This window comes from Streptomyces sp. WAC05292, from assembly GCF_003949955.1.
Classification (GTDB): domain Bacteria; phylum Actinomycetota; class Actinomycetes; order Streptomycetales; family Streptomycetaceae; genus Streptomyces; species Streptomyces globosus.
This window is the reverse complement of record NZ_RPSE01000241.1, coordinates 1-9,393: the sequence shown is the minus strand read 5'-3', so window position 1 is coordinate 9,393 and position 9,393 is coordinate 1. Positions and strand designations below refer to the sequence as shown.

The 9,393-nt window shown below is 74.4% G+C and carries 9 protein-coding genes; 5 read left to right on the top strand and 4 right to left on the bottom strand.

Features of this window, described 5'->3' with window-relative positions; genetic code table 11:
- The first annotated feature begins 64 nt into the window (after positions 1-64).
- Positions 65-595, top strand: coding sequence for a histidine phosphatase family protein (locus EF903_RS22170; RefSeq protein WP_125545827.1), 531 nt, complete (start codon positions 65-67; stop codon positions 593-595).
- 73 nt (positions 596-668) lie between these two features.
- On the opposite strand, the gene EF903_RS22165 is transcribed toward EF903_RS22170, so the two are convergent.
- Complete coding sequence (locus EF903_RS22165) at positions 669-1,349, bottom strand: STAS domain-containing protein (protein ID WP_125545825.1); 681 nt, start codon at positions 1,347-1,349, stop codon at positions 669-671.
- Between the two features lie 287 nt (positions 1,350-1,636).
- Here EF903_RS22165 and EF903_RS22160 point away from each other — a divergent pair, with 287 nt between their 5' ends.
- On the top strand, positions 1,637-2,155 hold the full coding sequence (locus EF903_RS22160; RefSeq protein ID WP_125545823.1) for an ATP-binding protein: 519 nt from the start codon (positions 1,637-1,639) through the stop codon (positions 2,153-2,155).
- A complete protein-coding gene (locus EF903_RS22155) occupies positions 2,152-2,493 on the top strand; it encodes a hypothetical protein (RefSeq protein ID WP_125545821.1) in 342 nt (113 codons plus the stop codon). Before EF903_RS22160 ends, EF903_RS22155 begins: the two co-directional genes overlap by 4 nt.
- A gap of 95 nt (positions 2,494-2,588) precedes the next feature.
- On the opposite strand, the gene EF903_RS22150 is transcribed toward EF903_RS22155, so the two are convergent.
- Positions 2,589-3,005 carry a Fur family transcriptional regulator gene (locus EF903_RS22150; RefSeq protein ID WP_125545819.1) on the bottom strand — a complete coding sequence of 139 codons (417 nt, stop codon included), beginning with the start codon at positions 3,003-3,005 and terminating at the stop codon, positions 2,589-2,591.
- Positions 3,006-3,292: 287 nt separating this feature from the next.
- Between EF903_RS22150 and katG the strand changes: the two genes are divergently transcribed.
- Positions 3,293-5,524 carry a catalase/peroxidase HPI gene (gene katG, locus EF903_RS22145; RefSeq protein WP_125545817.1) on the top strand — a complete coding sequence of 744 codons (2,232 nt, stop codon included), beginning with the start codon at positions 3,293-3,295 and terminating at the stop codon, positions 5,522-5,524.
- A 71-nt stretch (positions 5,525-5,595) separates the two neighbouring features.
- On the opposite strand, the gene EF903_RS22140 is transcribed toward katG, so the two are convergent.
- Complete coding sequence (locus EF903_RS22140) at positions 5,596-7,908, bottom strand: SpoIIE family protein phosphatase (RefSeq protein WP_125545815.1); 2,313 nt, start codon at positions 7,906-7,908, stop codon at positions 5,596-5,598.
- Between the two features lie 256 nt (positions 7,909-8,164).
- Positions 8,165-8,515: a hypothetical protein gene (locus tag EF903_RS22135; protein WP_125545813.1), complete on the bottom strand. Its 351-nt coding sequence runs from the start codon at positions 8,513-8,515 to the stop codon at positions 8,165-8,167.
- A gap of 197 nt (positions 8,516-8,712) precedes the next feature.
- On the opposite strand from EF903_RS22135, the gene EF903_RS22130 reads away from it, so the two are divergent.
- On the top strand, positions 8,713-9,393 hold a 681-nt coding region (locus EF903_RS22130; protein WP_125545811.1), incomplete at its 3' end, for an AI-2E family transporter.

Genomic DNA, 9,393 nt, shown 5'->3' with positions numbered 1-9,393 from the left:
CCCCACGTTTGCTCCCCCTCCCCCCGGGCACACGTGAGCCCGCAAGGGGGATCGGAGGTGTCCCGTGAGCGAGACCGGTGACAGTGACCGGCGGCTGATCGTCGTCGTGCGGCACGGGAAGGCCGTGCCCAAGCACACCGCCGAGGACCCTGACCGGGACTTGACCGCGCGCGGGCGGCGCAACGCCGGCGAAGCCGGGCGGTGGCTGGAGGGGTCGGGTCATCGCGTCGACTTGGCCGTGTCCTCGACGGCGTTGCGCACGCGCCGTACGTGGCAGATGATGCTCCCCCACCTGTCCGCCCCGCCGCCGGCCTACTACACGGAAGAGCTCTACCATGCGGACGCCGGCGGACTCCTCGCCGTGCTGCGCCGGCAGGCTCCCGAGCTGTCCGGGGTTCTTCTGGTCGGCCACAATCCGGCTGTCCACGAGTTGGCGGCCGCGCTGGCCGGCAGCGGCGCGAAGGGCCTGCGGAACCATCTCGACCAGGCCTTTCCCACGTCCTCCGTCGCCGTCCTGACCGTGGCCCGTCCATGGGACGGGATCGGCCCCGGGACGGCCCGCCTGGCAGACCTGTGGACTCCGGACGGCAGCTGACCCGGGCGTTCAGGGGGCGCGCGCCCGCCCCTCACCCCCTCCTCAAACTGACGCTCGGCCCACTCGCTGTCCCTCAGCCGGGCCCCCGCCGCGCCGCGGGCGGCCCGGACAGGGCCGTTCGCGCTCGTGTGGCGGCCGCCGAGCGGTGGCGTACGGTGCGCAAGCCCGCCCGGTGCAGGGCCGATGCGACCGCTGCGCGGGCGAGGCGCAGGCCCGGTCCGTCGGCGGCGGTTCCGGACGGGACCGCCGGCCAGGTCACCGTCGCCGTGGCGCCCTCGAGGCGCACCTGGAGGGTGCCGCCCGCGCCGCGCAGCGCGGGTGACGCCCCACCGGGCCGTACGAGGACGCGGCGCAGCTCGGTGGTGAGCAGGAGCGAGGGGGCTGAGGATGCGGGGTCGGCGGCGACCGGGATCCAGCAGGCCGTGGCTTCGAGGAGTTGCCGGACGAGGGGGGAGGCGGCGGTGACGCGCAGGGTGCGGCCCCTTTCGAGGGCGCGGGCGCGCAGGTCCAGCAGCAGGTGGAGGCCTGCGATGTCGCAGAAGGCGACGGCGGACAGGTCGAGGTCGAGGCCATGTGCGGAGGAGCCGAGTGCGGCGAGCAGGCTGCGCCGCAGTGGCGGTGCCGTCGTGTCGGTGATCTCGCCGACGACCAGGGCCGCGGCGCGGCCTCCCGGCAGCCCGTCGAGGGTGAGGAGCGTGCGCGCCGGTGCGGGCGTCTGGAGGCGGTGGCCGTCGGGGTGCGGTGGGGCGGTCATCGGGATCTCACCTCCACCCGGCCGGGGTCACCACTCAATGCTCCGCGCCCCTGCGGAGGCACCGCAGCCTCGGAAGCGAAACAGCGGTCCTGCTTCGTCCGCAGGACGAAACCTCCGATCGTGCCGCATCGGGTCGTCGGCGGCCGGTTTCGGCTCCGGCCGTACGGACAGACGCTCTGCGAGGGGCGTGCCCGACGGGCTCGCCGCCCAGTCGGAGGGGTGCAGCGCAGTGGCACCGCCGTCCGAATCCACTCGTGATCCACTCATGCCGTAGGGAGGAGCGGGGCATGGGACCGCCGTACACCGGCCGCACCGGCCACGCCCGCCACATCAGCCACACCAACAACATCAGCCACAGCGCCGAAACCGGCCGGCGCAGCCACGCCGGCCACAGCGCCCTCACCTGCGAGGAGGCCCGCCGCACCGCGCGCGCTGTCCTTTCCGCGCACGGGGTGGTGGACCACGACATCGACGCCGCCCTGCTGGTGGTCACCGAGTTGGTGTCGAACGCCCGCCGTCATGCCGGCGGGACGACCGCGTTCACGGTGCGCTGCCTGCCGCCGCGGGCCGTCGTCGAGGTGGCTGACGCGGAGCCGTGTTTCCCGGTCGACCGGCCCTCCCCCGCGTCGGTTCCGGGCCGTTTCGGCTGGCAGATGGTCAAACGCCTGGCCGAGCGCGTGGACGTGCGGGCGGGCGGTCCCGGCGGGACCGGGAAGACGATCACCGTGGTGTTGGACGCGCGCGCGGCCGACGAGGGGGCTTCTGCGCAGCCGTTCCGTGCACGAGAGGACGCGGGCCGGCGATGAGGGAGAACGAGGTCAAGCTGCGGGCGATCGCCGCGATCACCGCCGTCAGGTCGGGTGCCGGGGAGCAGCTGGTGTCGGATCTGCTGGGCGAGGCCATGCCCACCAGCTTCGTGGTCCCCGCCGAGGCGACGGCGGCGGAGGCGGGCTGTGCGGTCCTGGAGCAGTTGTCGGAGCCGCTGAGTGCGCTCGTGGACGGCTTCCTGCTCGCTTTCGACGCGCTGGCCGACGCGCACGACTGCGGTGGGCCCTCGGAGACCAGCGAGGAGATCCTCCAGCAGCTCGCCCTGGTCCTGGCGCTGGAGGACCGCCCGCGGCCGGAGGATCAAGAGGGACCGTAGGCCGGCACGGCGCGCTGCCCGCGCTTGCGGGCAGCGTACGGGGCCGGTGTCGTGTCCGTCCGCATCCGGACGTGGGAGCTCGTGGCCGCGGGCCCTCACATCGCCGCGCAGGCCGGGCACAGTCCGCGGTAGACGACGTCGGCCCCGGAGACGGCGAAGCCGTACCGCTCCGAGGCGGGCAGGGCCGCGAGCGGGTCGCCGTCGGGGTGGACGTCCCGGATCTCGCCGCAGCCCGAGCACACCAGGTGCTGGTGGGGGCGGCGGGCGTTGGGGTCGTACCGTTTGGCGCGGCCGTCGGTCGTCACCTCGGCGACCTCGCCGAGCGCCACCAGTTCTCCGAGGGTGTTGTACACGGTCGCGCGGGAGACCTCCGGCAGCCGGGCGGTGGCCCGCGCCAGCACCTCGTCCGCGGTCAGGTGGACGTGCTCGCCGTCCAGCACCTCCGCGACCACCCGCCGCTGAGCCGTCATGCGCCAGCCGCGTGCGCGCAGCCGTCCCACCAGGTCGCTCATGCCCCACCAGCCTAAATGTGCATTGTCCGAATGCCGAGTTGATTCGGATCTGGTTGCCGCATTGACTTGGACTTCGTCCATCGTAGGATCGCTTCCGGCGACAAACCAAGGGCCGGGCGGACAGGACGAGTTGGGCGGGCGCGCGACCGGCGCACCTCCCGGCGGACGGTTACGCGCCGTCCCTCCGGGTCGCACCGGGCCGAGGCCACCCGCCGGAGCCCGTGCCCCGCCGGTCCACCGCCGGCAGTTCCTGAGCACCGCGATCCACCTGATCCGGAAGGATTCCCATGCCCGAGAACGATGACGCAATCGTCGTAGACGCGAAGACGGAAGGGGCCGGCGGCTGCCCGGTCGCGCACGGGCGCGCCCCGCACCCGACCCAGGGCGGCGGGAACCGCCAGTGGTGGCCGGAGCGGCTCAACCTGAAGATCCTCGCGAAGAATCCCGCCGTGGCCAACCCGCTCGGCGGGGACTTCGACTACGCCGCCGCCTTCCAGGCCCTCGACCTGCCTGCCGTCAAGCGGGACATAGCCGAGGTCCTGACGACGTCCCAGGAGTGGTGGCCGGCCGACTTCGGCCACTACGGGCCGTTCATCGTCCGCATGGCCTGGCACAGCGCCGGCACCTACCGCATCAGCGACGGCCGCGGCGGCGCGGGCGCGGGCCAGCAGCGCTTCGCCCCGCTGAACAGCTGGCCGGACAACGCCAACCTCGACAAGGCGCGCCGCCTGCTGTGGCCGGTGAAGAAGAAGTACGGCCAGAGCCTGTCCTGGGCGGACCTGATGATCCTCGCCGGCAACGTCGCCCTGGAGACGATGGGCTTCGAGACCTTCGGCTTCGGCGGCGGCCGCGCGGACGTCTGGGAGCCGGACGAGGACGTCTACTGGGGCCCGGAGACCACCTGGCTCGACGACCGCCGCTACAGCGGGGACCGCGAGCTGGAGGAGCCGCTCGGCGCTGTCCAGATGGGCCTCATCTACGTCAACCCGGAGGGCCCCAACGGCAATCCGGACCCGGTGGCGGCCGCGCGCGACATCCGCGAGACGTTCCGCCGGATGGCGATGAACGACGAGGAGACCGTCGCCCTGATCGCGGGCGGGCACACCTTCGGCAAGACCCACGGCGCGGGCCCGGCAGACCACGTCGGCGCCGACCCCGAAGGCGCCCCGCTGGAGCAGCAGGGGCTCGGCTGGAGCAGCTCGTACGGGACGGGCAAGGGCGCCGACACCATCACCAGCGGCCTGGAAGGCACCTGGACGACCACGCCCACCGCCTGGGACAACAGCTTCTTCGAGATCCTCTTCGGCTACGAGTGGGAGCTGTTCGAGAGCCCGGCCGGCGCCCGCCAGTGGCGGCCCAAGGACGGCGCCGGCGCGGGCACCGTCCCCGATGCGCACGACCCGGCGAAGACGCACGCTCCGACGATGCTCACCACCGACCTGTCGCTCCGCTTCGACCCGGTGTACGAGCAGATCTCGCGGCGCTTCCTGGCGGACCCGGCCGCGTTCGCCGACGCCTTCGCCCGCGCCTGGTTCAAGCTCACGCACCGCGACATGGGCCCGGTCGCGCGCTACCTGGGCCCTGAGGTCCCCTCCGAGACCCTGCTGTGGCAGGACCCGCTGCCCGAGCGGACCCACGAGCTCGTCGACGCCTCCGACATCGCCGGCCTCAAGGCCGCCGTGCTCGACTCCGGGCTGACCGTCGGGGACCTCGTGTCGACGGCGTGGGCGTCGGCCTCGTCCTTCCGCGGCAGCGACAAGCGCGGCGGCGCCAACGGCGCGCGGATCCGCCTTCAGCCGCAGGCCGGCTGGGAGGTCAACGAGCCGGACCGGCTGGCGCGGGTGCTGCGGGCCCTGACCGGCATCCAGGAGTCGTTCAACTCCGGCCGCACGGACGGCAAGCAGGTCTCGCTCGCCGACCTGATCGTGCTCGCGGGCGCGGCGGGCGTCGAGAAGGCCGCCCGGGAGGCGGGCTTCGCGGTGGAGGTGCCCTTCACCCCGGGCCGTGTCGACGCCTCCCAGGAGCAGACGGACACCGAGTCCTTCGCCGCGCTGGAGCCGGCCGCCGACGGCTTCCGCAACTACCTGGGCAAGGGCTACCGGCTGCCCGCCGAGTTCCTCCTCCTCGACCGGGCGAACCTGCTGACGCTGAGCGCGCCCGAGCTGACGGTCCTCGTCGGCGGCCTGCGCGTGCTCGGCGCGAACCACGGGGAGAGCGGCCTCGGGGTGTTCACGCGGACGCCCGGCGCGCTGACGAACGACTTCTTCGTCAACCTGCTCGACCTGGGCACGGCGTGGAAGCCGACCTCGCCGGACGCGCACACCTTCGAGGGCCGGGACGCCGCCACGGGCGAGCTGAAGTGGACCGGCAGCCGGGTGGACCTGGTCTTCGGTTCGAACTCCGAGCTGCGGGCGCTCGCCGAGGTGTACGCGAGCGACGACGCGAAGCGGAAGTTCGTGGACGACTTCGTCGCCGCGTGGACCAAGGTGATGGACCTGGACCGCTTCGACCTGGCGTGACCGCCCGGTCCGGGCCGGCCGGGCCCGCAGGCCCGGCCGGCCCGGCCTGCGGGCCCGGACATCGGTCGGCCTCAGCGGGGCAGGGCCTGCTCCGCCCAGATGACCTTGCCCGCGCCGGTGTAGCGGGTGCCCCACTGCTGCGTAGTCTGCGCCACGATGAACAGGCCCCGGCCGCCCTCGTCGTCGCCTGCGGCGCGCCGCAGGTGCGGTGAGGTGTGGCCGCTGTCGAAGACCTCGCAGATGAGGGTCTGGTCGCGGATCAGCCGCAGCCGCACGGGGGCGCCGGAGGCGTACCGGACGGCGTTGGTGACGAGTTCGCTGACCACCAGCTCGGTGGTGAACACCAGCTCGTCGAGGCCCCATTCGCGCAGCTGGGCGGCTGCGGCGGCGCGGGCCCGGCCGGCGGCCCGCGGGTCGTCGTCCAGGTCCCAGGAGGCCACCTGCCTGCCGCCGAGCACCCGGGTGCGGACCAGCAGCAGCGCCGCGTCGTCCTCGGCGGGTCCCGGCAGGAGCGCCTCGACGACGTCGTCGCAGAGGTCGTCCAGCGGCCGGTCGTGCCGGCCGAGGACCGCGCCCAGGACGCCGAGCTGCTCGTCGAGGTCGCGGCCGCGGCCCTGTACGAGGCCGTTGGTGAACAGGGCGAGCAGGCTGCCCGGCGGCAGCGTCAGCTCCGCTGACTCGAAGGGCAGTCCGCCGAGTCCGAGGGGCGGCCCGGAGGGCAGCTCGGGGAACGTCACGGTGCCGTCCGGGTGGACGACGGCCGGCAGGGGGTGTCCGGCCCGCGCCGTCGTGCACGTCCCGGACACCGGGTCGTACGCGGCGTACAGGCAGGTCACGCCGAATCCGCCGGCGTCGGGCAGCTCCTCCCCCGCGGTGCGCGGCGCGGCCCGCTCCTCGGTGTCCTGGGTGACGAGGTCGTCGAGGCGGGTGAGGAGCTCGTCGGGCGCCAGGTCCATGCGGGCGAGGACCCGCACGCTGGTGCGCAGCCTGCCCATGGTGGCGGCGGCGCTCAGGCCGTGCCCGACGACGTCCCCGACGACCAGGCCGACGCGGGCCCCGGACAGGGGGATGACGTCGAACCAGTCGCCGCCGACGCCGGCCCCGATGTCGGCGGGCAGGTAGCGGTAGGCGAGTTCCACGGCGGACAGCTGCGGCAGCAGCCGGGGCAGCAGGCTGCGCTGGAGGAGGAGCGCGGCGGCGTGCTCGCGGGTGTAGCGGCGGGCGTTGTCGACGCACACGGCGAGCCGGGCGGCGAGTTCCCCGGCGACGGCCAGCTCGCCGGCGTCGAAGGGGCCGGTGCGCTGCTCCCAGGCGAAGGTGACCCGGCCGAGGTCGGCCCCCTCGGTGCGGAGCGGCACGGTGAGCGTTCCGGGCCCCCGCGGGTCGGCGGGGGCGGGCGCCCCGGGGTGCTCCGGCGGCCACAGCCGGACGGAGGCGTCGTCGGCGCCGGCGTCGGGGCGCGGCCGTTCGCCTCGCAGGACGGCTTCCAGGACGTCGACGGTGACGGCGTCGGCGAATTCCGGAGTGGTGACGTTGGCGAACTCGTGTGCCGTGCGGCCCATGTCGAGGGTGGTGCCGACCCGCCGGGCGGCCCTTACGAGGAGGTCGAGGCGCTGCTGGGCAAGGTAGCGGTCGGTGATGTCGAAGGTCTCCTCGCACACGCCGAGGGGGGCGCCCGCGGAGCCCTCCAGGCGGTAGTAGGAGCACGACCAGACGTGGTCGCGGTCCGGCGCGGAGGGCGGGCGGCCCTTGTAGTGCAGGTCGGTGACGGGGCTGCCGGTGGCGAGGACCCGGGCCATCACCTCCTCCAGGGTGCCGGGCATTCCCGGGGAGACGACCGCTCCGTCGGTGACCATGTCGTCGGGTCCGATCCCGGCGTAGTCGGCGGGGCCCATCTCCTTGCGGAGGGCGGCATTGGTCCACACGACGCGCAGGTCGGTGTCGTAGATGGCCAGGCCGATCGGGGACTGCGTGGCGAGCCCGTGCAGCATCGACTGGAGGGCGTCCCAGTGGTCGGCGGCGTCGGCGTCGGCCATGGCGAGCAGGCGGGCGGGCTGCCGCCCGGCGGGGGCGGCGGGGCCGCGCCGGCCCTCGTCCGCGGAGGTCAGGGGGTGGACGGCGACGGCGGTGCGCCGGCCGGGGCCGCCGTCGCGGTGGCGCAGCCGCAGCACGGTCCGGGTGCCGGGCGTGGGCGGGAGCGCCCCGGGGTCGGCGGCGAGGACGTCGAAGCCGCGGCCGAGGACCTCGGACGGGGCGTACCCGAGCAGGTCGGCGGCGGCGGGGCTCCAGCCCACGATGCGGCCCTCGCCGTCGAGGACCGCCACGGCAGCCCGGGACACGTCGAGGGGGCCGTGGGGTCCTTCGTAGCCGGCGGTCCCGTTCATGTGGGCTCCCTGCGGTGCGCGGGCCCGTCCGCGGTCGAGGGCGCACCGGAACGGGCGCGGCGGCCGTCCGGCCGGTACGGAGTCCCGCGGGCGGTGGTCCGCCGCCGGATCACGCCTCTCTCCCGGTCACACAGCCAGCATCCCCCTCCGGCGGCGGGCGCCGCATCCGGACGCCCCGCGGAGTGCCCCGGACGGGCCCGCCGGAACACCCGGTCGGGACGGCCTGCGGCGGCTTCTGCAGGGCGGTGCGGGACGGTCAGTGGACGACGGTGAAGCTTCGCCAGGGCAGGGTGTCGGGGGCGGTCACGTTCGCGCTGGACGTCGGGATGTAGGTGCCCTCGTCGCGGCCTTCCACCTTCCGGCAGTCGAGGGTCCGGTACAGGACGACGTCGAGGAGGGTGTTGTTCTCCACGTGGGCAGCGCCGCGCGGGAGGCGGATGCGGTGGCAGCCCTGCACGGGGGTGTTGGAGTACGTCAGCTCGACCGGGGAGTCGTGGGCGCGGAAGGTGAGTTCGCCGACGGTGGTCTTGCCGGCCGAGCAGGCCGTGGCCGCGAGCACGAGCAGTGCCGCCCCGGAGATGACGCCGGTACGCCGGAGGTGGGACATGGCTGGATCCTCGTCTGTGCGGTGATGGCGGGCCTTGACCGCAGCCTGCCGCGGGCCGGGCCGCCGGGCATCCGCTGGGCACCCGCCCGGATGACGGCCGGACGGGGGACTCGTCCGTCCGCCCGGGCCGGTTCGGGCCCGCTGCCTGATCCCATGGATGCGGGGCAGACGGGTGGCGGGACGGAAGGAGCGTGGGAATGCCCGGAATCAGGAACTGGTCCGGCCGTGTGAAGGCCGGCGCGACCGCGCTCGGCGAACGCCGGGCGCGGATGCAGGCCCGCTACGACGCCGAGGAGCGGGCGGCGCGCCAAAGGGCGTTCGCCGAGGCCCGCAGGGCCCGCGCGCGGGTCGCGGACCCGGCGGCGGCGGTGCCGTGGGGGGTGCGGGTCGCGGCGGAGGCCGGCTGGCGGTTCCTGGTGCTGGCGGCGGCCGTGTGGGTCGTGATGCAGGTGATCGGGTCGGTGCGGCTGGTCGTGCTGGCGTTCGTCGCGGCGCTGCTGGTCACCGCGCTGCTCCAGCCGACCGTCGCGCGGCTGCACCGGGCCGGGCTGTCGCGGGGACTCGCGACCGCGGTGACGGCCCTGTGCGGGTTCCTCGTCCTCGGCCTGATCGGCTGGTTCATCACCTGGCAGGTGCTGGACAACCTGGGGAACCTTACCGACCGCCTCCAGGAGGGCATCGAGGAGCTGAAGCGGTGGCTGCTGAACAGCCCGCTCCACGTGACGGAGCAGCAGATCAGCGACATCGCGTCGAGTCTGAGCGATGCGATCGGGACGAGCACCAGCGAGATCACCTCGACCGGTCTGCAGGGCGTGACCGTCCTGGTCGAAGTGATCACCGGCATGCTGCTGGCGATGTTCTGCACGCTGTTCCTGCTG

Excerpts from the sequence above, each read along its gene's own strand:
- EF903_RS22140 (WP_125545815.1), bottom strand. The coding sequence starts at position 7,908 with ATGAACGGGACCGCCGGCTACGAAGGACCCCACGGCCCCCTCGACGTG.
- EF903_RS22135 (WP_125545813.1), bottom strand. The coding sequence starts at position 8,515 with ATGTCCCACCTCCGGCGTACCGGCGTCATCTCCGGGGCGGCACTGCTC.
- EF903_RS22160 (WP_125545823.1), top strand. The coding sequence starts at position 1,637 with ATGGGACCGCCGTACACCGGCCGCACCGGCCACGCCCGCCACATCAGC.
- katG (WP_125545817.1), top strand. The coding sequence starts at position 3,293 with ATGCCCGAGAACGATGACGCAATCGTCGTAGACGCGAAGACGGAAGGG.
- EF903_RS22150 (WP_125545819.1), bottom strand. The coding sequence starts at position 3,005 with ATGAGCGACCTGGTGGGACGGCTGCGCGCACGCGGCTGGCGCATGACG.
- EF903_RS22165 (WP_125545825.1), bottom strand. The coding sequence starts at position 1,349 with ATGACCGCCCCACCGCACCCCGACGGCCACCGCCTCCAGACGCCCGCA.
- EF903_RS22155 (WP_125545821.1), top strand. The coding sequence starts at position 2,152 with ATGAGGGAGAACGAGGTCAAGCTGCGGGCGATCGCCGCGATCACCGCC.